Genomic DNA, 23710 nt, shown 5'->3' with positions numbered 1-23710 from the left:
AACGGCGGTGGAGTTCCCATCGCCTTTTTTAACGTTGTATGAGGTGATATGATGAAGTGCATCATTGGACTGGGAAATCCAGGAAGAAAATATGAAAACACGCGTCACAACATAGGGTTTATGGTGATAGATCAGCTGTCGGAAGATCTGGGAGTCGATCTGACACAGAATAAATTCAAATGTCATTACGGAGTAGGCTACGTGAATGGTAAGAAAGTCATGCTTGTAAAACCGCAGACGTTTATGAACCTTTCCGGTGAAGGTGTGCGCCCTCTGATCGATTATTATAAAATTGATGCCGCGGATATTTTAGTACTTTATGATGACCTCGATCTGCCGGTCGGCAAATTAAGACTCAGACAAAAAGGCAGCGGCGGGGGGCATAATGGTATCAAATCACTGAATCAGCATCTGGCTACAGATAAATATAAACGCATCCGTATCGGTATTGACCGTCCGGAACAAGGGGGTTCAATCATCGGATATGTACTCGGCAAGTTTCCAAAAAGTGAAAGTGCACTGATTGAAAAGGTTGTATACAGATCTGCAGATGCATCCACTGCATTTGTAACGGTGCCGTTTCAGGATGTTATGACTGAATATAATGGTGATGTCAATGAATAGTAAAGTATCGGAAAGAATCCAGCAGGACGAGCGGTTCCTGGAAGTTGCGAATCACTCTGACCGGCTTAATATGATGGTGGCCGGAGTCAATGATGACTTTAAACCGACATTGTTATACGAACTGTCACAGAAAGAAAAACGGCCAATCATCCTGTTTGTACAAAATAACCATCAGATGGAAAAAATAGCGAATCCGTTGATGGATATGATGGATAGCGTCTATACGTTCCCGGTAGGCGATATCATGATAGAGAACCATGCCAAACAAAGCCCTGAATTTATGAAATCCAGGATGAGTGCATTGTTTGCTCTGGCACACAACGAGCCAGGGCTATTTGTCGTACCGATACATGCGCTGCTGAAACCGCTGATGCCAAAAGAAAAATTACTCAGTTATGAGAAGACGATAAAAATCGGAAGTATATTGGACTATGACCAGTTCATCGAAGACTTGGTGAGTTTAGGATATAGAAGAATGAACCAGGCTGTTCACTTCGGAGAGTTTGCAGTCCGTGGGGATATTATCGACATCCATATGCCTGATCAGCTTGTCCGTATCGAATTGTTTGATGATGAAGTGGATTCCCTGAGGTCCATCGATCCGGAAACCCAGCGTTCCATCGGGAATATCGAATCTGTAACAATGGAGCCCTATGCCGAATATATTATAGAGCCAAAAGAGCGTAATGTTCTTTTAGAGAAGATTGAAGCGCTGTATGAAGCGACAAAGGAAGATTTGAATTCTGCGGCGCTTGAAACGTTATCGGAGTACTATGATACCGTCACTCATCCGGACCAGACATTCAACCATCTGGTGCACTACAGCCGTCTTCTGCAAGATAAAGAGATTTCCATCATAGATTACATCACGGATGACCACCGGGTCATCGTAGATGAGGTCAAAAATCTCGCAGCGGCATATGAAACAGAGTTCAGCTCTGTCGGAAGCTATTATGAATCGATGGTGGAAGCGGGACGTATGTTCAAAGGCGGCGGAAACTTTTTGGAAGGGCAGTATGAGCGATTGCTTTCACTTAAAGGCAGTACATACTTCACTTTATTCACAAAAAGCATGCCGGTTGAAATCGGCCACATCGTGAAGATTTCTGTCCGTCCAACGGAAATTTACTATGGCCAGTACGATATACTGGCATCCAATTTAAATAAAATGCTGAATGATGATTACATGGTCAGCATTGTATTAAGAGATGACGATGAAATCGAGAAAACCCGCCAGCTGCTGGAAGATCTTAAAATTCCAAGCTATATCAAAGAGATCCCGGTGGATTCCGGGATTGTATTGACTACGGGAACACTGGCAAAGGGATTCATACTGCCGTTTATGAAAGTGGCCGTACTGGGATCAAAAGAACTGTACAATAAAACAACACGCAAGAAAAAACGGACGAAGAAACTGACCAATGCCGAGAAGATCAAATCGTACCAGGAATTGAATGTCGGTGACTACGTGGTTCACGTCCATCATGGTGTCGGGCGGTACATGGGTATCGAAACACTTGAAGTGAACGGAATCCACAATGATTATATGAAGCTTCAGTACAGGGGCACGGACCAGCTCTATATACCTGTCGATCAGATGGATCTGGTCCAGAAGTATGTTTCCAGTGACGATGGCCAGCCGAAGATGCACAAACTCGGCGGTGCTGAATGGAAGAAGACGAAAGCTAAAGTTGAAGCGAATGTTAACGAAATTGCAGATGAACTGCTCAAACTTTATCAGGAACGTTCCCAGGCACGAGGTTTCCAGTTCTCCGAGGATACTGAAATGCAGTCTTCATTCGAAACGCGGTTCCCCTATGAACCGACACCCGACCAGTATGCTTCAGTCAATGAAATCAAAAAAGATATGGAAGATATCCGTCCGATGGACCGCCTGCTGTGCGGTGATGTGGGGTATGGTAAAACTGAAGTGGCAATCCGGGCAGCGTTTAAAGCTGTGCAGGATGGCAAACAAGTTGCATTTTTAGTGCCGACGACCATCCTGGCGGCACAGCATTTTGAAAGCTTAATTGAACGTATTGAAGATTTTCCTGTCAATGTGGACATGATGAGCCGTTTCAGAACAGCGGGACAGTTGAAGAAAACGAGGGAAGGCCTCAAAAAAGGGACGATAGACATCGTTGTCGGAACGCATAAGATCCTTGGGAATGCTGTCGAATATAAAGATCTTGGTCTTCTGATTATTGATGAGGAGCAGCGTTTTGGTGTAAAGCACAAAGAGAAAATCAAACAGCTGAAAACAAACGTCGATGTACTGACATTGACGGCAACACCGATTCCGAGAACGCTGCACATGAGCCTATCCGGTGTGCGTGATTTATCCGTTATTGAAACGCCGCCCGAGAACCGCTTCCCTGTACAGACTTATGTGCTCGAGTTTCAGCTGAATTTCGTAAAAGAAGCCATAGAACGTGAGCTTGCGCGTGATGGGCAGGTCTTCTATCTCCACAACCGCGTCGATACGATCTATCAAAAGAAGGCACATGTTGAAGCACTCGTTCCGGATGCTGAAGTTGCCGTGATGCATGCAAAAATGAACGAGAAAGAAGTGGAGGAGACGATGCTCGCGTTTGTAAACGGCGAGTATGACGTGCTCGTAACCACGACGATTATTGAAACAGGGGTCGATGTGCCAAATGCCAATACACTGATCATTGAAGATGCCGACCGCTTTGGTCTCAGCCAGCTGTACCAGCTTCGCGGCCGCGTAGGCAGAAGCAGCCGTATCAGCTATGCATATTTATTCCATCAGCCGGATAAAGTGCTGACGGAAGTTGCGGAAAAGCGATTGGAAGCAATCAAGGAATATACGGAACTCGGAAGCGGGTTCAAGATTGCGATGCGTGATTTGAATATCCGCGGCGCCGGTAACCTGCTGGGTAAACACCAATCCGGGTTTATCGATTCTGTGGGTTACGAACTTTATTCAGAGATGCTGGAAACTGCTGTCAAAGAGAAGCAGGGACTGGAGCCTGAACCTGAACCGGTGAATATTCCGGTGGATATCACACTGGATGCGTATATCCCCGGAACATATATTACGCACGAACAGTCTAAAATTGATATTTATAAGCGTTTGAGAAAAGCGGATTCCATCGAAGCCATTCAGGATATTGAAGATGAACTGCTCGATCGCTTCGGAGATTATCCTGTGGAAGTGGAAAGGCTGATGCAGCTGGTCCGCATTAAAGTGTATGCACTCATGTTCGGCATATACCAGGTAAAAGAGGACAACCGCCATTTCTATCTCTATGTCTCTAAAAATGCAACGGAGCAGATTGACGGGCAGAAACTGTTTATGGATACTGAAGAATATGGGCGCATCATGAAGATTTCCGTTCAGGATAATGAGATGAGAATCACAATCAGAAGTAAAGATGTCGCGCAGCTGCTCAGCATTATGAAGGCAATTCAGAACAGCAGGCTGGAGGAAGCAATATGAATAAAATAGAAATTATTGGACTTGGAACATCAGACCTGGATCAAATGCCGCTGGGAATTTGGAAACGTCTGGTAAAAGCAGAAAAAATCTATTTGCGCACAGATGATCATCCGGCAGTTAGGGCACTGGCTGATGAAGGCGTGGAAACAGAGAGTTTTGATCATCTTTATGAACAGAATGATAATTTTGAAGACACATATCAGGCGATTGTAAATTCACTTGTTGAAGAAGCCCGGAAGCGGGATGTCATATATGCCGTGCCGGGACATCCCATGTTTTATGAAACGACAACCGAGCTGCTCCTTGAGAAAAGCGGATCAGGGGAGATAGAAGTGGAAATCTCCGGCGGCCAGAGTTTCATCGATGTCGTCATCGGCGCGTTGAAGGTGCCGGTGAATGAAGGGTTCCAGGTGATTGATGGAATGTCATTTTCGATGCGCGACCTCAACTACAGCCAGCATACATTGGTTACACAGGTATATGACACTTTCAGTTTAGGGGAAGTGAAATTAACACTGCTTGAATATTATTCTTCCGGGACCCGGGTGAAACTCATCGATGCAGCCGGGAGCAGTGATGAAAAAATATACGAGCTGCCGCTCCATGAAATCGATCACCTGGATATAAAGAGCAATCTGCTCTGTCTCTATATACCAAAAACAGATGATGTGGAAGTGGCGGAACGCGATATTTATTATATGGCTGAGGCGTTTGATACACTGGTGGGTGAGAACGGCTGTCCATGGGATAAGATCCAGACTCATGAGACACTTGAAAAGCATCTGATCGAAGAAACATTCGAGGTCATTGAAGCGATAGAGCACGCAGACGATGATGCGATTGTTGAAGAACTCGGTGATATACTGCTGCAGGTCGCATTGCACAGTGCCATCGGAAAAAAAGAGGGCTACTTTGATTTCTTCGATGTACTCCAGAGCTTAAACGCGAAGATTGTCAGACGGCATCCCCATGTATTCGGGGATGAAGATGCTGAATCCCTCGATGATCTGAATCGTATCTGGTCGGCGGCCAAGAAAAAAGAAGGCAAAAAAGAAAAGATCAAATACGAGAAGGAATACGGCGAGAAAGTGCTTGAGTGGATGAAAGAGACCATTCATGAAAAACGAACACTGGAAGAGATATTGAACAAAAGGGGTGAGTAGTATGAGATTGGATAAATTTCTTAAAGTGTCGCGTGTAATCAAGCGTCGTGCACTTGCAAAAGAAGTCAGTGATGAAGGCCGTGTTAAAGTAAATGACCGGGTGGCGAAAGCAGGAACCGTCCTGTCCGCCGGAGATGTCGTTGAAATCCAGTTCGGCCGTAAAATCGTTACGCTTGAAGTGCTTCAGCTGGAAGCGCACGCAAAAAAAGAAGATGCAGACCGCATGTATAAGATCATAAAAGAAGAGAAAATTGAGAAGGAAACCGATTTTCTCTAGTAAACACGGACTTAATGGTGTATTTTATTAGGGGTCGTCAGAGAGAAAACCTATGGTTTTAACCATAGGATGCATCTCGTCCTGGACGACTTGTACTTTGACTAAACATTTGAGATGACAGCGTTTTAATGGTATATTTCAGATAGGCGATAACCAAGCCATCTTGCAATACAAATAATATCTGAAAGGCCCGGGACGGGCCGTAGTAAAATAATCCAACCACTGTTCGGTTGCAATGTTTAAGTTGCCTGAACAAGTTAGATGTTCCTAGAAACCCGTTACTTTAGTGACGACGTAGTTCATAGATAGAGATTGCACAATTAAGGGATGTGATGCAGTGCCTAACAAAGTTGTTAGAATGATCAACAGCTACACAAAAAGACGTGAAACAGAGAAAAAAGTACGTCAGAGTGAAAACCGTGTTGCTAAAAGGCGCACACTGCTATTTGGAAGTTTAATGCTGATTATGGCAGGCATCCTGCTGATCGTAGCCTTCAACCAGAAAAACCAGAACCATCTCCTGAATGAGGAACTGCTTCAAACGCAGGAAGTGATGGATGAGCGCATCGAAGAAGAAAAGGACCTTGAACAGCAGATAAAGCAGCTCAATGATGAGGATTATATTGCAAGAATTGCGCGCAGTGAATTTTTCTTTTCTGAAGAAGGAGAGATCATTTTCAATTTGCCGGAGGCAGATGATGAAAATATGAAAAAAGACGAATAAGAAAAGTAATCGTTACAATATAGTAATGATTATTTTTCTTTTTAATGGTATTATGAAGAGAGAGTAAATGATAATTGGGAGGATAATATATAAAGATGTCAGTTGAAGTGGGCAGTAAAGTTAACGGGAAAGTCACGGGTATCAAGAATTTCGGTGCGTTTGTTGAATTACCGGGAGGAAAGACAGGACTAGTGCACATTAGTGAGGTTGCGGATCAGTATGTAGAGGATATAAATGAGCACCTTAGCGTGGGCCAGGAGATTGAAGTGAAAGTCCTATCTGTCGGAGACGATGGTAAAATCAGTCTGTCCATCAAAAAAGCAAAAGAGCAGAAACCAAAACCAAAACCGCGTCAAGAAAGTAAACCGGAGGACTTCGAGAAGAAATTGTCAAGCTTCCTGAAAGACAGCGAGGACCGTTTATCTACAATAAAGAGACAAACGGAATCGCGCCGCGGCGGCAGAGGTAAAAAATAATAGACATATATAGACGATTCCTGTAATCGTCTTATTTTATTTTGTGGAGAGTGTGAGACTATGGAACTAAAATGTTCCTGGAGCAAGAGTGAAACGGTGGCACTCGCAATTTCTGGCGGAGTGGACTCAATGGTGCTTTACCATCTGTTGAAAACTTCATATTCAGAAACGTTCCGGCGTCTGATCCTGCTCCATGTCAATCATGGCCAGAGAGCAGCTTCTATGAAAGAAGCTGCCTACATAGAAGTGATGGCGCAACGGGATAATGTTCATTGTGAAACGATTAAACTCGATCTTCCACATGAGGATTTCAGTCAAGCAAGAGCACGGGAGGAACGCTATCGTTTCTTTGATGAGATGATGGTGCGGCACGGGGCTGCCGTCCTTCTTACCGCGCATCATCTGGATGATCAATACGAATCAGTACTGCACCAGGTACTTACCGGCAGATATTTACCGGGGAAGATGGGAATCCCTGCCGTAAGAACCGCGGAAGGCTATCGCATTGCCCGTCCACTGATAAAAGTGACGAGAAACGAGATAGAAGATTATGCCGGTGCAGAAGGTGTCACTTATTTCGAAGATGAGACAAACAACGAGACGGCTTACACACGTAATTATATCCGCCATAATCTAGTGCCTCATATCAAGACTTCATCCCACCTTCAGCAATCACAGCTGCTCAATCTGGCTGATGATCTGAGTGAAGTGGATGACATGCTGAGGGAAGATGCGCTGCGCTTTTTAAAAGATGCGCCGTCCGTATTATCAAGAGCGGTCATTAATAAGAAGCGTAGAATCAGCCGGATTTATATATTGAACCACTGGCTCTCTTCAGCTGGATTGTATCCGAGACGAAAATACATCGAAGAAATGCTGGATATTGCCGATTCAGATGTTGCGCAGGCTGAATTTCCCATAGGAGATTCTCTTCTGGTTATCTCCTATGATGAGATTTATCTCGAACAAAGAGGGAAGAAGATAATCAAACGGCTTGAAATCCCCAGGAATGGCGTTTATGATTTCAATGGATATAAAATCACGGTTGAAATGGATGAGGATGACCTGCCTTTAACAGCGAGGACCAGGCAGGATGGTGACCGGATCAAACTGCTGGGAGTGGGCCATAAAAAAATTTCCCGCCTCTTCATCGATCATAAAGTAAGTAAGAGTGATCGTGAAAGCATGCCGGTCATAACAGACCGGCATCATCAAATTATTGCAGTAGGGACAATTTATAATATAATGGAGACACAGAGAAAACACAGTCGATTACTTATCGAAAAAGGAGTAAAGCAATGAGTATTAAAAATGACATTAGCGAGGTTGTATTGTCAGAAGAAGAAATCCAGGCAATCGCCAAAAGATTGGGTGAGCGTATCACTGAAGACTATGAAGGGAAAACGCCTATACTGGTAGGGCTGCTTAAAGGCTCAATCATGTTTATGTCTGACCTGATCAAGTACATAGATACGCATTTGGAAATAGACTTCATGGATGTTTCCAGCTATGTAGGCACAAAATCTTCCGGGGAAGTTAAAATATTGAAGGATCTTTCCAATTCGGTGGAGGGCCGTCATATTCTAATTGTCGAAGATATCATCGAAACAGGGGCGACTTTAAATTCGATTGTCGATCTTATCGAATACAGAAACGCAGAATCGCTTGAAATTGTCACACTCCTCGATAAGCCGGTTAACCGCAAGCTGCATGTGGATGTCAAATATGCAGGAACAGAAATTCTTGATGGATTTGTAGTTGGATATGGTTTGGATTTCGATGAAAAGTATAGAAATCTGCCGTACATCGGACTTTTAAAACCAGAACTTTATCAATAAGTCAAAACAGTGGAATAATATTGTGAAATTATGGTATTATTTCTCTTAGTTGTATTAGAAATGGAGGTTTACGGATGCCTAAAAATGTAGGCCGTAACATAGTGCTGATATTGATATTATCAGTAATAATGTTTGGTATTTTTCAAAGTTTTAATGGCGATTCCGCTCTCGAGGAAGAACTTCAGTATAATGAATTCCTTGAAGCGTTGAATGCCGGTAACATAGAAGAGCTGACAATTCAGCCGGAACAGAATGTTTATTTAATTGAAGGTAAACTATCCGGCCAAAATGAAGAGGAATCCTTTACTTCGGTGATTCCGTACAATAGTACCCAAGATCTCGATCAGATTCTGGAAACAGCGAAAGCCCAGGAGGATCTGAACTTTACTATTGAACCGGCCGAGGAACAAAATCCTTGGACGAGCATGCTGTTTACATTTATCCCGCTATTACTCATCCTCTTCCTGTTCCTGTTCTTAATGAGCCAGGCACAAGGCGGCGGCGGTGGCGGCGGCAAAGTGATGAATTTCGGCAAGAGCAAAGCGAAACTATATGACGAGAACAAGAAAAAAGTACGTTTCGAAGATGTCGCAGGGGCGGATGAAGAGAAGCAGGAACTTATCGAGGTTGTTGACTTCTTGAAAGATCCGCGCCGTTTTGACCGCATCGGTGCAAAAATCCCTAAAGGCGTGCTGCTCGTCGGCCCGCCAGGTACAGGTAAGACACTGATTGCAAAAGCGGTTGCCGGTGAAGCGGGCGTACCTTTCTTCTCAATCAGTGGTTCGGACTTCGTGGAAATGTTCGTCGGTGTCGGTGCATCCCGTGTACGTGACCTGTTCGAAAATGCGAAGAAGAATGCACCGTGTATCATCTTCATTGATGAAATTGACGCAGTAGGCCGTCAGCGTGGTGCAGGTGTCGGCGGTGGTCACGATGAACGTGAACAGACACTTAACCAGCTGCTTGTGGAAATGGATGGTTTCGGAGAAAACGAAGGTATCATCTTGATTGCCGCTACAAACAGACCCGATATTCTAGACCCGGCACTGTTGCGTCCTGGTCGTTTTGACAGACAGATTCCTGTCGGCCGTCCGGATGTTAAAGGCCGTGAAGCAGTACTTAAAGTACATGCCAAAAATAAACCTTTCGATGAAACAGTCGATCTGGCAGCACTTGCTGCAAGAACGCCCGGTTTCTCAGGTGCCGATTTAGAGAACCTGCTTAATGAAGCGGCATTGGTAGCTGCAAGAGGGAACAAGCGCAAGATTGATATGCGTGATATTGACGAAGCAACTGACAGAGTCATTGCCGGTCCTGCTAAGAAGAGCAAAGTCATTTCCCAGAAAGAACGCAACATCGTCGCATTCCATGAAGCAGGCCACACAGTAATCGGTATGGTGCTTGATGATGCAGATATGGTGCACAAAGTGACGATCGTGCCACGCGGACAGGCGGGCGGTTATGCTGTAATGCTTCCTAAGGAAGACCGTTACTTCATGACAAAACCGGAGCTTGAAGACAAGATCGTTGGTCTTCTCGGTGGACGTGTATCTGAAGAAGTCAACTTCGGCGAAGTATCCACCGGTGCACATAATGACTTCCAGAGATCTACTGGCATTGCACGCAGTATGGTCGTTGAATACGGTATGAGTGAGAAACTCGGACCACTTCAATTCGGAGATTCAAACGGTCAGGTATTCCTTGGGAAAGACATGCAGTCAGATCCGAACTATTCTGATGCGATTGCATTCGAAATCGACCAGGAAATGCAAAATATCGTTAAAACGCAGTATGAACGCTGCCGTCAGATTCTGACTGAGCACCAGGAGCAGCTCACACTGATTGCGGAAACGCTTCTTGTTGAAGAAACGCTCGACCGTGAACAAATCGAAGGTCTCTTCTATCATGGCAAGTTACCGGAACGCAACTTCGAAGATCACACAGTGGATGAAGACGAAGAAAAAATCGGTCCATCCTATGAAGATGTCAAAAAAGGTATGAATAACGCCTCAGATGATGATAATGAGGAACGCGAAATGGTGGAAAGGGAAGAGACTTCCCGTGAATACAGCCGCCGTGAAGAAGAACGCCGCGAAGAAGAGCGCCAGAACCAGCACAGACTGGCTGAAGAAAAAACGGATTCGGATGAATCTGCCCAGGGACATGAAGGTCGGGACAGAGAATTCGATAATGATAACAGAAGAAATTAAAACGCCTGTAAAGTCGCCCCTCCGGGCGACTTTTGTGCGGTAAAAGGGAGGATTCCAATGGATCATTTGATTAGAGGAATTGGAATGAATGACGAAATAAGAGTTTTTTCTGTCGATACGACAGAAACAGTAAACGAAGCAGTGACAAGACACGGAGCATATCCTACAGCTGCTGCAGCATTGGGACGCACAATGACTGCCGGACTCATGATGGGTGCAATGCTTAAAAACGAAGAAAAGGTCACTGTGACTGTCCAGGGCGGCGGGCCGATCGGGGCGATTGTTGTAGACAGCAACGCCAAAGGCAAAGTGCGGGGCTATCTGAGCAATCCGCAGGTGCATTTCCCGTTGAACGATAAGGGCAAGCTGGATGTACGCCGTGCAGTAGGGACAGATGGATTTATCAGTGTCGCCAAAGATATCGGATTAAAAGAGCACTTTACCGGTTCGACAGAAATCATTTCCGGTGAAATCGGGGAGGATTTCTCCTATTACTTCTACAGCAGTGAGCAGGTGCCTTCCATCGTGGCGCTCGGTGTTCTTGTGAATCCGGATAACACAATTAAAGCCGCCGGCGGTTTCATCATTCAGGTCATGCCTGGTGCAAGTGATGAAACAATCAGCTTCCTGGATCAGCGTGCGCAGGAAATGACACCCGTGTCCAAACTGATTGATGAAGGTTTATCCCCATCTGAAATCATTGATGAAGTCATCGGTGCAGATAACTGGCGCTCTTTAGATGAAATGCCGGTTGAATTTGAATGCACGTGTTCAAAGGAACGATTCCTGAACGCTATTGCTACACTTGACCCGCAGGAAATTGTTACAATGATTAAAGAAGATGGCGGCGCGGAAGCAGATTGCCATTTCTGCCGTAACAAAGTCTGGATTGAGAAGGAAGAACTCGAGGAGCTCATTACGTATTAGAGTTGATTTTCCAGCGTGAAAATGATACATTATCCATAGTTATTAACTAGGAATAAAAGGAGCAGATTATGAGTAAACTTTATAACAATATTTCAGAAGTAATCGGAAACACACCACTTGTAAAATTGAACAACCTTACTGATGATGACGCAGCTGATATTTACGTTAAGCTTGAATTCATGAACCCTGGCAGCTCAGTTAAAGACAGAATTGCACTCGCAATGATTGAGGCGGCAGAAAAAGAAGGAAAGCTTGATAAAGATACAACAATCATTGAACCGACAAGTGGCAACACGGGTATCGGTTTGGCAATGGTTGCAGCCAGCAAAGGATATAAAGCATTGCTCGTTATGCCTGACACAATGAGTAAAGAACGCCGTAACCTGCTCAAAGCGTACGGTGCGGAACTGATTCTTACACCGGGTGCCGAAGGAATGAAGGGCGCAATTAAAAAAGCGGAAGAGCTCGTTGAAAAACACGGCTACTTCATGCCCCAGCAATTCGAAAATATGGCGAACCCGCAAATTCACGCTGAAACAACAGGTAAAGAACTTGTAGAACAGACAGAAGGCCTTACTGTTGACGGATTCGTTTCAGGTATCGGTACTGGCGGAACGATTTCAGGGGCAGGCAAAGTGTTAAAAGAGGCGCATCCTGAAGTCAAAATCTATGCACTTGAGCCTGAAGATTCCGCAATACTCAGCGGCGGTGAACCTGGTCCGCATAAACTTCAAGGTTTAGGCGCAGGCTTTATTCCCGGTACGCTGGATACTGAAATTTACGATGAAGTCATTACAGTAGGCAACGAAATTGCTATGGAAAGAGCGCGTGAACTCTCAGCTAAAGAAGGAATCCTCGGCGGTATTTCTTCCGGAGCAGCAGTTGAAGCATCAATCCAGGTAGCTAAAAAACTAGGAAAAGGCAAGAACGTCATTACAGTTCTGCCGTCCAATGGTGAGAGATACCTTTCTACACCACTTTTCAATTTCGAAGATTAAAACCAATGAAAACGATGGATAAAATACCATGTCCCCCAGGGGATGTGGTATTTTATTTTCTATATCTGCCATTATATTTCACCTTGGAATCATGTTATAATATGTCTATTATTGTGGAATAGAGGATGATAATATGAAGCGGCTCAAAATAATGGGCATTCTTAATGTAACGCCGGATTCATTCAGTGACGGCGGCAAGTATCATTCTGTAGAAGATGCAGTCGGACATGCGCGCAGAATGGTTGAAGAAGGTGTGGATATCATAGATGTCGGCGGATATTCAACCCGCCCCGGATATACGGAAATTACGGAAGCGGAAGAGATCGGCCGCGTTGTGCCTGTAATAGAAGCGATTCGGGATTTCGGAGTTGAAATTTCGATCGACACTTTCCGCGGCCCTGTGGCAAAAAGAGCATTGCAAGCGGGCGCAACCATGATCAATGACCAGTGGCGCGGAACATATGATGAAACGATCCTGGATGCAGCACGCGACTTTGATGCGCCGATATTTTTGATGCACAACAATGATCACGGGAAATATGACGATGTCGTGGAAGATATGATCCGTGAGCTCAAGGAGTCGGCAGCCCTCGCAAAATCACATGGTGTCAAAGACGAAAATATCTGGCTGGATCCAGGCATAGGTTTTGTGAAGTCGCGCGAGGAAGAACTCGAAGTCATGCGCCGGCTGGATGAGCTGGTTGATGTGGGATATCCGGTGCTGCTTGCGACGAGCCGCAAACGCATGATCCGCGAGCTTATGGATGAAAATCTGCCGGCGGCTCAGCGGGACGAAGCGACGGCGGCGACGACAATTCACGGTATCGACAAGGGCATCGATGCAGTGCGCGTTCATAATGTTGCTTTAAACCGCAAGCTGTCAGATGCCTATATAACGCTTAAGGGGGAGCTTGATGGACAACATCAAAATTAATGGGATTAAAACATACGCATATCATGGTGTGTTTGATGCCGAACGTCAGCTCGGCCAGTTTTTTGTTACAGATGTAATCATGTATCTGGACTTGAAAGGGGCTTCTGTGGCTGATGACCTGGAACAGACCGTTCACTACGGTGAAGCGTATGAAATGATCGAAGAAATCATTAAAGGCGAATCGGTGAATCTAATCGAACATTTGGCGGAAAGAGTGTCGAAGTCCTTATTTGACCGGTATGATAAAATAATAGGGACAGAAGTGACAATAACGAAAACAAACCCTCCGATTGAGGGGAATTATGACAATGTCAGCATTACATTGAATAGAAAGCGGGAAGAATAATGGCAGTTGCATATTTGGGTCTCGGGAGCAACCTGGGGAACCGCAGGGAGAACCTGGAATCTGCCATCCGCAGGCTCGGGGAACAAGTTGAAATAAATGTGACGAAACGTTCGTCACTGTATGACACGGAGCCGTACGGAAAGACGGATCAGCCGGACTTTATGAACATGTGCGTAGAGATTGAAACGCGTATCTCACCTCTGGACCTTTTGGAGAGTGTGTTGTCAATTGAGCACGAATTGGGCCGGGTACGTAAAGAGGTCTGGGGTCCGCGCACAATAGATATTGATATTTTACTGTATGAGGATCTGGAGCTTTCACTGGATGATCTAAGCATCCCGCACACTCAGATGCATAAGCGGGCTTTTGTACTTGATCCGTTATCGGAAATAGCGGGCGATGCAGTACACCCGGGTTTTAACAAGACGATAGAGACTTTGAGAAAAGAATTGGAAGCAGGTGAAACAAATCTTTAAAATCGGAGATGTAGAGATCGAAAACCGTGTAGTATTGGCACCGATGGCCGGTGTGTGCAATGCTGCCTTCAGATTGACTGTAAAGGAATTTGGCGTAGGTCTTGTGTGCGCTGAAATGATCAGTGACAAGGCACTTTTATTCGGCAATGAAAGAACGATGAAAATGCTGTATATCGATGAGAATGAACGTCCCTTATCCCTTCAGATATTCGGCGGGGAGAAAGAGACCCTCGTTGAGGCGGCGAAGTATGTGGATCAGAATACGACTGCGGATATCATCGATATCAACATGGGATGCCCGGTATCGAAAATCATCCGCTGTGAAGCGGGGGCCCGCTGGCTGCTCGATCCAGAAAAGATCTATGATATGGTGAGTGCTGTTGTCGAGAATGTATCAAAACCGGTCACGGTGAAAATGCGTATCGGCTGGGACAGCGAACATATTTATGCGGTTGAGAACGCAAAGATGGCAGAGAAGGCGGGAGCCGCTGCCATCAGTATGCATGGACGTACAAGAGAACAGATGTATGAAGGTACGGCCGACTGGGATATTATCAGGCAGGTAAAAGAAGCGGTGAATATCCCTGTCATCGGCAACGGTGATGTGGCATCTCCTGAACTTGCTGAAAAGATGCTGGAGGAAACAGGAGTTGACGCTGTGATGATCGGAAGGGAAGCGCTCGGTAACCCCTGGATGATTTACAGGACAGTGCACTATCTTGAAACCGGCGAGCTTGCAGGCGAGCCTGAAATGGAAGAAAAGATGGAAGTGCTCAAGCTCCATATGGATCGCCTGATCCATCTCAAAGGTGAGAAAGTTGCCGTCATGGAAATGCGCAAACATGCTTCATGGTACTTAAAAGGAATCAAGGGCAACGGGAAGATGCGCAAACTGATCAACCAGTCGGAAACTCGGGATGAGCTTGCCGGCATTATAGACGGATTTATCGAAGAGCATCAGGAAAATAAAAAAGAATTGACAGTATAGGAGAGAGATACGTGAGCGAAGAAATAAATGACCAGTTGGCGGTAAGACGCGAAAAAATGCAGCAGCTAGTCGATCTTGGAATCGATCCATTTGGTGAAAAATTCGAGCGGACTGCTTATTCAGATCAGCTTAAAACGGAATGGGACCAGTTTTCCAAAGAGGAACTGGCGGAGAAAGAAGATGAGTCCGGTACTGTAATCGCAGGGCGTATAATGACAAAGCGCGGTAAAGGTAAAGCGGGATTCGCACATATCCAGGATATTAAAGGCCAGATTCAGATTTATGTACGCAAGGATCAGATCGGTGAGGAGGCTTTTGATATTTGGAATCAGGCGGACCTTGGTGACATTGTTGGTATTAAAGGTGTCATGTTTAAAACAAACACGGGTGAGCTGTCTGTCAAAGCGAAGGAATTCTCCTTGCTTACCAAGGCACTCAGACCACTGCCGGATAAATATCACGGGCTTAAAGATGTCGAAGAACGCTATCGTAAACGTTACCTGGATCTGATTGTGAGTGAAGACTCCAAAGAGACTTTCATCAAGAGAAGTCTTATTATCCAGGAAATGCGCAATTACTTGAATCAGCGTGGTTTCCTCGAAGTTGAGACGCCGATGATGCATACAATCGCCGGAGGTGCACAGGCACGTCCGTTCGTGACCCATCATAACGCGCTCGACATGGAACTGTTCATGCGTATTGCGATTGAACTCCATCTGAAACGTCTGATTGTCGGCGGGCTGGAGAAAGTATATGAAATCGGCCGTGTATTCAGAAACGAAGGGATTTCGACAAGACACAACCCTGAGTTCACAATGATCGAGCTCTATGAAGCATATGCAGACTTCCACGACATCATGGATCTTACAGAAGAAATGATCGAACACATTGCGGACCATGTAACAGGTTCAACTGTCGTCGAATACGGCGGAGAACAGATCGACCTGACTCCGAAGTGGAAACGCGTGCACATGGTGGATGCTGTCAAAGAGCAGACCGGTGTTGATTTCTATGAGGTGAAAACGGACGAAGAAGCGCATGCGCTCGCAAAAGAGCATGGTGTCCAAGTGCAGTCCACTATGGCATACGGCCATATTCTGAATGAATTCTTTGAACAGAAAGTAGAAGAAACTCTGATTCAACCGACCTTTGTATTCGGACATCCGATTGAAATTTCGCCGCTTGCCAAGCAAAACCCGGAAGATCCGAGATTCACGGACCGTTTCGAACTCTTTATCGTTGGACGTGAGCATGCGAATGCATTCACGGAACTTAACGACCCGATCGATCAGAGAAGACGTTTCGAAGCGCAGGTTGCGGAAAAAGAAGCGGGTAACGACGAAGCGCATGAAATGGATGAAGACTTCCTGGAAGCACTTGAATACGGTATGCCGCCAACAGGCGGACTCGGTATCGGTATCGACCGTCTGATCATGTTGCTGACAGACTCAGCATCCATCAGAGATGTACTATTGTTCCCTTATATGAGAATGAAATGATGTAAAAGTTCAAAAATAATGCACCCGTGGTGATGCGGGTGTATTATTTCATTAATAAAAACTGTATAAACATTGACTTTAACAGCCAATATAGTATATTATAAAAAAGTCGATGTTATTAATAAGTTCCACAGGAGAATTAGCTCAGCTGGGAGAGCATCTGCCTTACAAGCAGAGGGTCGGCGGTTCGAACCCGTCATTCTCCACCATTAATAGCCGGCCTAGCTCAACTGGTAGAGCAACTGACTTGTAATCAGTAGGTTGGGGGTTCAAGTCCTCTGGCCGGCATTATTACTATATTGCGGAAGTAGTTCAGTGGTAGAACATCACCTTGCCAAGGTGGGGGTCGCGGGTTCGAATCCCGTCTTCCGCTCCATTTTTATTAACGGTCATGCCGTTTTATTTTTTTGCAGCTAAACAGATTTTATTTATATATACATTTATGCGCCCGTAGCTCAATTGGATAGAGCGTCTGACTACGGATCAGAAGGCTAGGGGTTCGAGTCCTCTCGGGCGCGCTTGTACAACCACGGGAAGTAGCTCAGCTTGGTAGAGCACTTGGTTTGGGACCAAGGGGTCGCAGGTTCGAATCCTGTCTTCCCGATTTTAATACGCGGGTGTGGCGGAATTGGCAGACGCGCTAGAATCAGGATCTAGTGTCTTTATCGACGTGGGGGTTCGAGTCCCTTCACCCGCATTATTTTAATAATATTTTTTTGGGGGCTTAGCTCAGATGGGAGAGCGCCTGCTTTGCACGCAGGAGGTCAGCGGTTCGATCCCGCTAGTCTCCACTTATTTTTCAATTACATATTAGATTGAGGGCCTATAGCTCAGCTGGTTAGAGCGCACGCCTGATAAGCGTGAGGTCGGTGGTTCGAGTCCACTTAGGCCCATTCAAAAAGCACGGAAATATCCGTGCTTTTTTATTTTGGAAAAATATCATCCAGAAATGCGGATAGTATCCTTATGATTTCTTCAGTTTCCTTTTCCCCGATTCCGATCAGCACTGTATCGGTCATCTTTCTCTCATGGGAGTATTTGTTGCCATGGACGATATTGTGTCTCTCAGCTGAATCTCCAAGGTCTTTTCCCGGAATCCGGATCAGAAAATGCATGCCGGTATGCTCCCCGTATATTTCAACGTCTATATATTCCGTTCTGATCCATTGAGTAATCGTCTCCATCTTTGTTCTGTAGATTTTGCGGACCCTGTTAATATGCCGGTTCAGATATCCGCGCTCCATAAATGCTGCGACGATGTGCTGCATCTGTCTGGGTACGTTGCAGGAAAGCTGCTTTGTATAATAAAGTTCGGCAAGCGGCTTCGGCAGCACCATGCAGGAGAGCCTCAGGGAGGGATAGAGCGATTTGGAGAACGTACTCATATAAATGGTCCTGTCGTTCTGATCCAGCCCCTGCAGTGAGGATAAGGGCCTTCCGGTGTACCTGAACTCACTGTCATAGTCATCTTCGATTATGTAGCTGTCTGTGACACTGGCATGATTCAGTAATTGAATGCGTTTCTTTAAAGACAGGACCACACCGCTTGGAAATTGATGCGAGGGTGTTACATGGACTACCGGGTTATTCAATGCCCGCACCGCTTCAACATCCACGCCGTCTTCAAGCACCGCAGCAAAGTCCACTTCACTTTCAAGACGGTTCAGCACCTTCTTAATCACCGGATAGCCCGGATCTTCAATTGTCATTTGGGGGTATTTCAGCAGATATAAAACCTGCTCAAGCAAAAATTCGGTAGAAGGGCCGATAAAAATCTGATCAGTCGAACATATCACTCCCCGGTTGATGTGCAGGTAATGTCTGATCTGTTCTTTAAGCTTCCGCTCTCCGCTTTCATCCCCCAGGTTCAACAGCTCATCATCCGAATAGATTTCCCGTGCAATGTGCTTCAATACATCACTCTGGACGATTGTCGTGTCGATGGAACCAAGCGGCAGCGCATATTCTTTTTTCTTCTCCCTTTTTATATTATGGACAGAAGTTTTATCTCCCTGTTTCAGCTGCTCGATCGGTGTGACAAAGTAGCCGCTTTTTTCCCTGCTGTATATCAAATCTTCATCAGCCAGCCGGCCGTAGGCATTTTCGATCGTTGTCTGGCTGATGGACAAATCGCTTTGCAGCTGGCGTTTACTCGGCAGTTTCTCATTATTCGCCAGCTCCCCCTCAATAATCTGCTTCTTTATACTGTTATAAATCTGTTCGAATAGAGCCACTTCTGAACTTTTATCCAAAGTGATCAGCATAATCTGACCTCCTCAATTTAATTCAAACTGATACTTTTGAGTATTCAGATTTTATTCTATACTATTTCAATATAAACGCAAACAAGAAAGGGAGTCGTAAAGAATGCAGCAGACAGGTACAGAAAGAGTTAAAAGAGGAATGGCGGAAATGCAAAAGGGTGGCGTAATCATGGATGTGGTCAATGCCGAGCAGGCGAAAGTTGCAGAAGCAGCAGGGGCAGTCGCTGTGATGGCACTTGAACGTGTGCCGTCCGACATCAGGGCAGCAGGCGGTGTCGCAAGGGCATGTGATCCAAGAATCGTTGAGGAAGTCGTCAATGCGGTATCAATTCCGGTAATGGCAAAATGCAGAATCGGCCATATTACAGAAGCGAGGGTATTGGAATCTCTCGGAGTGGACTATATAGATGAATCTGAAGTGCTTACACCGGCAGATGAAGTATTCCACCTGAAGAAAGATGAATATACAGTTCCATTCGTATGCGGGTGCCGTAACATCGGCGAAGCGGCAAGACGTATCGGAGAAGGCGCATCCATGCTGAGAACAAAAGGGGAACCGGGCACCGGCAATATCGTTGAGGCAGTCAGACACCTGAGACTGGTCAATCAGGAAGTACGTCAGATTTCAGTAATGAGTGATGATGAACTGATGACTGAAGCAAAAAACCATGGCGCACCGTATGATGTACTGAAAGAAATAAAAGAACTGGGCAAACTGCCGGTAGTCAACTTCGCAGCAGGCGGCGTTGCAACACCGCAGGATGCGGCACTTATGATGGAACTCGGCGCAGACGGTGTATTTGTCGGATCAGGTGTATTCAAATCAGAGAATCCTGAGAAATTTGCCAAAGCGATCGTAGAAGCGACAACACACTACCAGGACTACGAATTAATCGGCAGACTCGCAAAAGAGCTCGGCACTGCAATGAAAGGCATCGATATCAACCAGCTTTCATTAGAAGAAAGAATGCAGGAGCGCGGATGGTAATGAAAATCGGCATACTCGCGCTGCAGGGCGCAGTAAGGGAACACGCAGGACTCGTAGAAGCGTGCGGGCATGAAGCACTGCCGATTAAAAAGGTTGAAGCGCTGGATCTGGTGGATGGACTCATTATACCCGGGGGAGAATCCACTACAATGCGCCGTCTGATGGATCGTTACGGCTTCACGGAAGCACTTCGCAGGAGTGAGCTGCCGATGTTCGGCACATGTGCCGGCCTGATACTGCTTGCTGAAAATGTCGTCGGATCCGAAGAAGGGCATTTGGGCAAGCTCGATATCACAGTGGAAAGAAATTCATTCGGCAGGCAGATCGACAGTTTTGAAGCGGACCTCGACGTCCGGGGCATCGATGAAAAAGCCGCCGCGGTCTTCATCAGAGCGCCCCACATCACCTCAACGGGTACAGGAGTAGAGATTCTCTCCCAGGTTGAAGGGAAAATTGTTGCGGTACGGTCAGACAGACATTTGGGGATTTCATTCCATCCCGAACTTACGGATTCAACTGTGTTTCATCAGTACTTTATAGATATGGTGGAAGCATGCGTGCAGAAAGAATTATCGGTTGAAATATAAAATAAGAGAGAACCATTCCCATTATAACGGGAATGGTTCTCTCTTAAATTTTTAATATGATCTTTGAACAATGCTAATCCTTTTTATTTTTCTTATCCGCCTTCATCCGGTCACGCAATCCGGCCGACACTTCCGTGCCGCCGTCCATCGGCTCATGCAGGCTTCCTGAGGTGTCCGGGACGGGCGGCGCATCTTCAATGACATTCTGTACATGATTGGCATTGAATTTTTCGGTCAATCCAGGCAGCAGGCTTTCTGAAATTGCCGAACCTTTTGTCTTCACACCGACTTCCACACTTTCCTGTGGATTGTCGATGAGATCGATGATTGCATCATTCACACTTTCCGGGTCATCCATCGGTTTCATCTGGGCACGGTGTCCGGAATAGTTGCCGGAGTGGTCGAACCATGGCGTATCGGTTGCCCATGGGTGAACCGTGCACACTTTAATTTCTTCATATCCTTCGGCTTCCATTTCTCTCTGCAGGGCATAACTCAAACCGGATACTGCATATTTGCTCGCACTGTAGCTCGTATAATAAGGGAACGGCACTTTGGCAGCGATCGATCCTATATTGATCAGTGTGCCCGTATCCTGTTTTTTGAAATGCCTCAGGGCATACTGGCTGGCAATCATCGTACCCAGTACGTTTATCTCGAGTATGCGTTTAAAATCTTCGACGGGAATCTCAGTGTAGGGGCCAATCAGGCCGACACCCGCTGTGTTGATCCATACGTCAATGCTTCCGTGTTTTTCAATCGCTGTATCGGAGAGCTTTTTGACGTCTTCCTCTCTGCTGATATCCATCGTTACGGCCGTGGCAGCAGGGCCCAGTTCTTCTGCCAACGCTTCGACGAGGTGTGTACGCCGTGCACCCAGCACAACGTTCGCTCCCTCTTCTGCAAGTCTGCGCGCCACACCTTTACCGAATCCGCTCGATGCACCGGCAATGACTACGGTCAATCCATTACGATTCTTCTTTGCCATTATAGACGCCTCCATTTTATATAAGTGATATTCTTCATTTCCCGATATAGGATGGAATATTCTTAATCAGTGCCAAATATATCTTTCGCGGTAATCCGGCGATCGGCGTCAATGCCTGTAATTTCCGGTTCCCCCCAGCAGGTTCACAACGGGTATACCGTTTACAATTAAACCGGGACGTATTACTTTTATTTTGCAAATTCCAATATGACCTTTCCGATCTATAAAAGCAGCATTCATAATCGTCTGGTATATTGACAATGTTTTAAAGAGTCTTATAATTGATTAAGTATTTTAACTGAATACAACCCGGAAGAACCTTTTGGATGAACAGGAAAATCAGAGAGCTGTGGCAGGTGTGAAGCGGCCGAAGTTGATTCAGAATATCAAATCTTCTAAGGGTGGATTGCTGAAATCAGTAAGCGATCCCGTGTTGATTACATGTTATCAAAATCTATATTGAACGGTTCTTACAGCTGGTTGGAGCCGGAGATTATTAGAGGTGGTACCACGGTTATATGACCGTCCTTTATTAATGGTACTTTTTTATTGAGGGGGATTTTGATGAATCGTTTAGTATTAATATCCGGCCTGATGTTGTTTTCGTTGTTTTTTGGTGCAGGAAATCTGATTTTCCCACCGATGCTCGGACATCTGGCGGGTGAGAAGATGTGGGTTGCGATGACAGGGTTCACGGTCACCGGTATACTGCTGCCATTTATTACGGTAATCGTTGTCGCTTATTATGATGAAGGGGTGGAAAGAATAGGGAAGCCTGTACATCCCTTATTCGGTCTGATATTCGCTATCCTGATCTACATGTCGATCGGTGCATTCTACGGTATTCCGAGAGCTGCGAACGTCGCTTATGAGATTGGAACAGGGAATCTTCTGCCCGTACATAATTCCATTACTTTGATTATATTTTCCATAATCTTTTTCATCGTTGTCTACATCGCTGCATTGAACCCCACGAAAATAGTGAATAATATAGGAAAACTGCTGACACCTTTGCTGTTGATTGGGATTGCACTGCTTTCCATATACGCAATTTTCCGTCCGGAAGCCCCGTTGCAGGCTTCAGAGGGCAAGTATAGCGGGACGCCTTTTATCTCGGGCGTTCTGGAAGGATATTTCACAATGGATCTGATTGCGGCACTTGCTTTTTCAATCGTGATCGTCAATGGTTTTAAATATGCAGGGATTACGGATAAGTCCAAAATTATATTTTCTGTAATCAAAGCCGGTATCCTTTCATCCGGACTTCTGGCTATAGTCTATTTTTCCCTGGCATATATCGGCGGGACGACGAGCAGGAATGGCTATCAGGATGGCACGGATATACTTACGTATAATTCCTTGCGCATTTTCGGAAACTTTGGAGACCTGCTGTTCTCCTCCATTGTGGTTCTGGCATGTCTGACGACATGCACCGGACTGGTCAATGCCTGTGCGGAATTCGCCTTCAGACAATATAACAGGATTTCATATAAGATCTATGTCACAATCTTCACTGCTGTAGGCTTTTTCTTTACAACTCTTGGATTGGAGACGATACTCAGTCTGGCATTGCCTTTGCTGACATTCCTCTATCCGTTGTCCATCGTGCTTGTTCTGGTATCCTTGATAAATATATTTATCGGTTTCGAATTGAAATATGCTTATATACTGCCAGTCATTGTAACGCTTAGCATTTCCATAATGGAAATCATATATACTAACGGTCTGCTGAATAGTGACTCCATATCTGCTGTATATCTTGCTATTCCGTTATCAAGAGATGGACTCGGCTGGCTGCTGCCTTTTGTAATATTGACGTTAATTGGTCTGTTCATAGATCATAGGGGCAAAAGGGACGCGCTTGAAACAAAGAAGCAAACAAAATGATGACTCCGGGAGAAGGGTTCAAACGAATATAATAAGAAGGCGGGATGTGAAAA

General features: G+C 45.5%; 21 protein-coding genes and 8 tRNA genes. 27 read left to right on the top strand and 2 right to left on the bottom strand.

The annotated features are described in order from the left end of the window. Positions 1 to 51: 51 nt before the first annotated feature. From pth to ACKRAT_RS13955, 24 genes are all read left to right on the top strand, one after another. Positions 52 to 624 (top strand): aminoacyl-tRNA hydrolase, encoded by a 573-nt coding sequence (gene pth, locus ACKRAT_RS14070; protein ID WP_411842998.1) that lies wholly within the window; start codon positions 52 to 54, stop codon positions 622 to 624. After that, positions 617 to 4087: a transcription-repair coupling factor gene (mfd, locus tag ACKRAT_RS14065; RefSeq protein WP_411842997.1), complete on the top strand. Its 3471-nt coding sequence runs from the start codon at positions 617 to 619 to the stop codon at positions 4085 to 4087. Before pth ends, mfd begins: the two co-directional genes overlap by 8 nt. Then, positions 4084 to 5250, top strand: coding sequence for a MazG nucleotide pyrophosphohydrolase domain-containing protein (locus ACKRAT_RS14060; protein WP_411842996.1), 1167 nt, complete (start codon positions 4084 to 4086; stop codon positions 5248 to 5250). The genes mfd and ACKRAT_RS14060 overlap by 4 nt, the downstream gene beginning before the upstream one ends. Before the next feature lies 1 nt (position 5251). Beyond that, positions 5252 to 5527 (top strand): RNA-binding S4 domain-containing protein, encoded by a 276-nt coding sequence (locus ACKRAT_RS14055; RefSeq protein ID WP_411842995.1) that lies wholly within the window; start codon positions 5252 to 5254, stop codon positions 5525 to 5527. Positions 5528 to 5864: 337 nt separating this feature from the next. Further along, entirely contained in the window at positions 5865 to 6251 is a 387-nt protein-coding gene (locus ACKRAT_RS14050; protein WP_411842994.1) for an FtsB family cell division protein, read from the top strand. Between the two features lie 95 nt (positions 6252 to 6346). Continuing rightward, positions 6347 to 6727 carry a S1 domain-containing RNA-binding protein gene (locus tag ACKRAT_RS14045; protein WP_411842993.1) on the top strand — a complete coding sequence of 127 codons (381 nt, stop codon included), beginning with the start codon at positions 6347 to 6349 and terminating at the stop codon, positions 6725 to 6727. A 60-nt stretch (positions 6728 to 6787) separates the two neighbouring features. Continuing rightward, complete coding sequence (gene tilS, locus ACKRAT_RS14040) at positions 6788 to 8029, top strand: tRNA lysidine(34) synthetase TilS (protein WP_411842992.1); 1242 nt, start codon at positions 6788 to 6790, stop codon at positions 8027 to 8029. After that, entirely contained in the window at positions 8026 to 8565 is a 540-nt protein-coding gene (gene hpt / locus ACKRAT_RS14035; protein WP_411842991.1) for a hypoxanthine phosphoribosyltransferase, read from the top strand. Before tilS ends, hpt begins: the two co-directional genes overlap by 4 nt. A gap of 74 nt (positions 8566 to 8639) precedes the next feature. Further along, positions 8640 to 10775 (top strand): ATP-dependent zinc metalloprotease FtsH, encoded by a 2136-nt coding sequence (gene ftsH, locus ACKRAT_RS14030; protein WP_411842990.1) that lies wholly within the window; start codon positions 8640 to 8642, stop codon positions 10773 to 10775. A gap of 57 nt (positions 10776 to 10832) precedes the next feature. Then, a complete protein-coding gene (gene hslO / locus ACKRAT_RS14025) occupies positions 10833 to 11702 on the top strand; it encodes an Hsp33 family molecular chaperone HslO (RefSeq protein WP_411842989.1) in 870 nt (289 codons plus the stop codon). A gap of 68 nt (positions 11703 to 11770) precedes the next feature. After that, positions 11771 to 12700 carry a cysteine synthase A gene (gene cysK / locus ACKRAT_RS14020; RefSeq protein ID WP_411842988.1) on the top strand — a complete coding sequence of 310 codons (930 nt, stop codon included), beginning with the start codon at positions 11771 to 11773 and terminating at the stop codon, positions 12698 to 12700. 133 nt (positions 12701 to 12833) lie between these two features. Next, positions 12834 to 13634, top strand: coding sequence for a dihydropteroate synthase (folP, locus tag ACKRAT_RS14015; protein WP_411842987.1), 801 nt, complete (start codon positions 12834 to 12836; stop codon positions 13632 to 13634). Continuing rightward, the gene (gene folB, locus ACKRAT_RS14010) at positions 13615 to 13980 is read left to right on the top strand and encodes a dihydroneopterin aldolase (protein WP_411842986.1); all 366 of its coding nucleotides are present in this window, start codon (positions 13615 to 13617) and stop codon (positions 13978 to 13980) included. Before folP ends, folB begins: the two co-directional genes overlap by 20 nt. Continuing rightward, positions 13980 to 14456, top strand: a complete 477-nt coding sequence (folK, locus tag ACKRAT_RS14005) for a 2-amino-4-hydroxy-6-hydroxymethyldihydropteridine diphosphokinase (RefSeq protein WP_411842985.1) — start codon at positions 13980 to 13982, stop codon at positions 14454 to 14456. The genes folB and folK overlap by 1 nt, the downstream gene beginning before the upstream one ends. Next, positions 14449 to 15444 carry a tRNA dihydrouridine synthase DusB gene (gene dusB, locus ACKRAT_RS14000; RefSeq protein ID WP_411844468.1) on the top strand — a complete coding sequence of 332 codons (996 nt, stop codon included), beginning with the start codon at positions 14449 to 14451 and terminating at the stop codon, positions 15442 to 15444. Before folK ends, dusB begins: the two co-directional genes overlap by 8 nt. Before the next feature lie 11 nt (positions 15445 to 15455). Then, a complete protein-coding gene (gene lysS, locus ACKRAT_RS13995) occupies positions 15456 to 16943 on the top strand; it encodes a lysine--tRNA ligase (RefSeq protein ID WP_411842984.1) in 1488 nt (495 codons plus the stop codon). Positions 16944 to 17076: 133 nt separating this feature from the next. Beyond that, positions 17077 to 17152 (top strand) — tRNA-Val (locus tag ACKRAT_RS13990). A 6-nt stretch (positions 17153 to 17158) separates the two neighbouring features. Next, a tRNA-Thr gene (locus ACKRAT_RS13985) sits at positions 17159 to 17231 on the top strand. Between the two features lie 13 nt (positions 17232 to 17244). Then, positions 17245 to 17319, top strand: a tRNA-Gly gene (locus tag ACKRAT_RS13980). A 68-nt stretch (positions 17320 to 17387) separates the two neighbouring features. Beyond that, a tRNA-Arg gene (locus ACKRAT_RS13975) sits at positions 17388 to 17461 on the top strand. 12 nt (positions 17462 to 17473) lie between these two features. Continuing rightward, a tRNA-Pro gene (locus ACKRAT_RS13970) sits at positions 17474 to 17547 on the top strand. A gap of 9 nt (positions 17548 to 17556) precedes the next feature. After that, positions 17557 to 17640, top strand: a tRNA-Leu gene (locus ACKRAT_RS13965). Positions 17641 to 17661: 21 nt separating this feature from the next. Beyond that, positions 17662 to 17734 (top strand) — tRNA-Ala (locus ACKRAT_RS13960). Between the two features lie 28 nt (positions 17735 to 17762). Then, a tRNA-Ile gene (locus ACKRAT_RS13955) sits at positions 17763 to 17836 on the top strand. A 30-nt stretch (positions 17837 to 17866) separates the two neighbouring features. Here ACKRAT_RS13955 and ACKRAT_RS13950 read toward each other — a convergent pair. Continuing rightward, the gene (locus ACKRAT_RS13950) at positions 17867 to 19207 is read right to left on the bottom strand and encodes a PLP-dependent aminotransferase family protein (protein ID WP_411842983.1); all 1341 of its coding nucleotides are present in this window, start codon (positions 19205 to 19207) and stop codon (positions 17867 to 17869) included. Between the two features lie 103 nt (positions 19208 to 19310). On the opposite strand from ACKRAT_RS13950, the gene pdxS reads away from it, so the two are divergent. Beyond that, the gene (gene pdxS / locus ACKRAT_RS13945; protein WP_411842982.1) at positions 19311 to 20195 is read left to right on the top strand and encodes a pyridoxal 5'-phosphate synthase lyase subunit PdxS; all 885 of its coding nucleotides are present in this window, start codon (positions 19311 to 19313) and stop codon (positions 20193 to 20195) included. Further along, positions 20195 to 20782 carry a pyridoxal 5'-phosphate synthase glutaminase subunit PdxT gene (pdxT, locus tag ACKRAT_RS13940; protein ID WP_411842981.1) on the top strand — a complete coding sequence of 196 codons (588 nt, stop codon included), beginning with the start codon at positions 20195 to 20197 and terminating at the stop codon, positions 20780 to 20782. Before pdxS ends, pdxT begins: the two co-directional genes overlap by 1 nt. A gap of 73 nt (positions 20783 to 20855) precedes the next feature. On the opposite strand, the gene ACKRAT_RS13935 is transcribed toward pdxT, so the two are convergent. Further along, entirely contained in the window at positions 20856 to 21770 is a 915-nt protein-coding gene (locus tag ACKRAT_RS13935; protein WP_411842980.1) for an SDR family NAD(P)-dependent oxidoreductase, read from the bottom strand. A 564-nt stretch (positions 21771 to 22334) separates the two neighbouring features. Between ACKRAT_RS13935 and brnQ the strand changes: the two genes are divergently transcribed. Next, positions 22335 to 23657 carry a branched-chain amino acid transport system II carrier protein gene (brnQ, locus tag ACKRAT_RS13930; RefSeq protein ID WP_411842979.1) on the top strand — a complete coding sequence of 441 codons (1323 nt, stop codon included), beginning with the start codon at positions 22335 to 22337 and terminating at the stop codon, positions 23655 to 23657. Positions 23658 to 23710: the final 53 nt, after the last annotated feature.

It is taken from the genome of Salinicoccus sp. HZC-1, assembly GCF_046736035.1.
In the GTDB taxonomy this organism is placed as follows: Bacteria; Bacillota; Bacilli; order Staphylococcales; family Salinicoccaceae; genus Salinicoccus.
The sequence above is the reverse complement of the archived record's forward strand: the minus strand, read 5'-3'. Positions and strand labels throughout refer to the sequence as shown.

Bases quoted from the DNA above. Each gene is read 5' to 3' on its own strand.
- pth (WP_411842998.1), top strand. From the start codon at position 52: ATGAAGTGCATCATTGGACTGGGAAATCCAGGAAGAAAATATGAAAAC.
- mfd (WP_411842997.1), top strand. From the start codon at position 617: ATGAATAGTAAAGTATCGGAAAGAATCCAGCAGGACGAGCGGTTCCTG.
- ACKRAT_RS14060 (WP_411842996.1), top strand. From the start codon at position 4,084: ATGAATAAAATAGAAATTATTGGACTTGGAACATCAGACCTGGATCAA.
- ACKRAT_RS14055 (WP_411842995.1), top strand. From the start codon at position 5,252: ATGAGATTGGATAAATTTCTTAAAGTGTCGCGTGTAATCAAGCGTCGT.
- ACKRAT_RS14045 (WP_411842993.1), top strand. From the start codon at position 6,347: ATGTCAGTTGAAGTGGGCAGTAAAGTTAACGGGAAAGTCACGGGTATC.
- tilS (WP_411842992.1), top strand. From the start codon at position 6,788: ATGGAACTAAAATGTTCCTGGAGCAAGAGTGAAACGGTGGCACTCGCA.
- hpt (WP_411842991.1), top strand. From the start codon at position 8,026: ATGAGTATTAAAAATGACATTAGCGAGGTTGTATTGTCAGAAGAAGAA.
- ftsH (WP_411842990.1), top strand. From the start codon at position 8,640: ATGCCTAAAAATGTAGGCCGTAACATAGTGCTGATATTGATATTATCA.
- hslO (WP_411842989.1), top strand. From the start codon at position 10,833: ATGGATCATTTGATTAGAGGAATTGGAATGAATGACGAAATAAGAGTT.
- cysK (WP_411842988.1), top strand. From the start codon at position 11,771: ATGAGTAAACTTTATAACAATATTTCAGAAGTAATCGGAAACACACCA.
- folP (WP_411842987.1), top strand. From the start codon at position 12,834: ATGAAGCGGCTCAAAATAATGGGCATTCTTAATGTAACGCCGGATTCA.
- folB (WP_411842986.1), top strand. From the start codon at position 13,615: ATGGACAACATCAAAATTAATGGGATTAAAACATACGCATATCATGGT.
- folK (WP_411842985.1), top strand. From the start codon at position 13,980: ATGGCAGTTGCATATTTGGGTCTCGGGAGCAACCTGGGGAACCGCAGG.
- ACKRAT_RS13950 (WP_411842983.1), bottom strand. From the start codon at position 19,207: ATGCTGATCACTTTGGATAAAAGTTCAGAAGTGGCTCTATTCGAACAG.
- pdxS (WP_411842982.1), top strand. From the start codon at position 19,311: ATGCAGCAGACAGGTACAGAAAGAGTTAAAAGAGGAATGGCGGAAATG.
- pdxT (WP_411842981.1), top strand. From the start codon at position 20,195: ATGAAAATCGGCATACTCGCGCTGCAGGGCGCAGTAAGGGAACACGCA.
- ACKRAT_RS13935 (WP_411842980.1), bottom strand. From the start codon at position 21,770: ATGGCAAAGAAGAATCGTAATGGATTGACCGTAGTCATTGCCGGTGCA.
- brnQ (WP_411842979.1), top strand. From the start codon at position 22,335: ATGAATCGTTTAGTATTAATATCCGGCCTGATGTTGTTTTCGTTGTTT.